Raw genomic sequence first — 381 nt, 5'->3', positions numbered from 1 at the left:
TACCTGAGGTCAGCAAACTGAAGCTGGTCATCAGATTGCGATAGTCAGGAATATGTTGAGAGAACAGGTTCCCCAACCCTTCGATATCATTTCGCCAATCGCGGTGCAATTCGCACGCCGCGCCAAACCAACTCATCAGCTGCGCGCCGGCCTGGGACATGCGATCCCAAGCCGCATCGCGCGTAATCGCATTGAACGTGCCGGATGCGTCGGTGATGACGAAAACCTCATACCCCTCTTCCAGCGCAGAGAGCGCAGGAAACGCCACGCAAACCTCGGTCACCACGCCGGCGATGATCAGTTGTTTCTTGCCCGTGGCCTTTACCGCCTTGACGAAATCTTCATTATCCCAGGCATTGATATTGCCGGGACGAGCAATAT

At 55.1% G+C, this 381-nt stretch carries 1 protein-coding gene; it reads right to left on the bottom strand.

Features of this window, described 5'->3' with window-relative positions:
• Positions 1–381 (bottom strand): isochorismatase family protein (locus HFC70_RS26720; RefSeq protein WP_168476325.1); only part of this gene is annotated, 381 nt, incomplete at both ends.

It is taken from the genome of Agrobacterium sp. a22-2 (genome assembly GCF_012276985.1).
GTDB lineage: Bacteria > Pseudomonadota > Alphaproteobacteria > Rhizobiales > Rhizobiaceae > Allorhizobium.
Note: the sequence above shows the minus strand (reverse complement) of the source record. Positions and strands in the feature narration are given on the sequence as shown.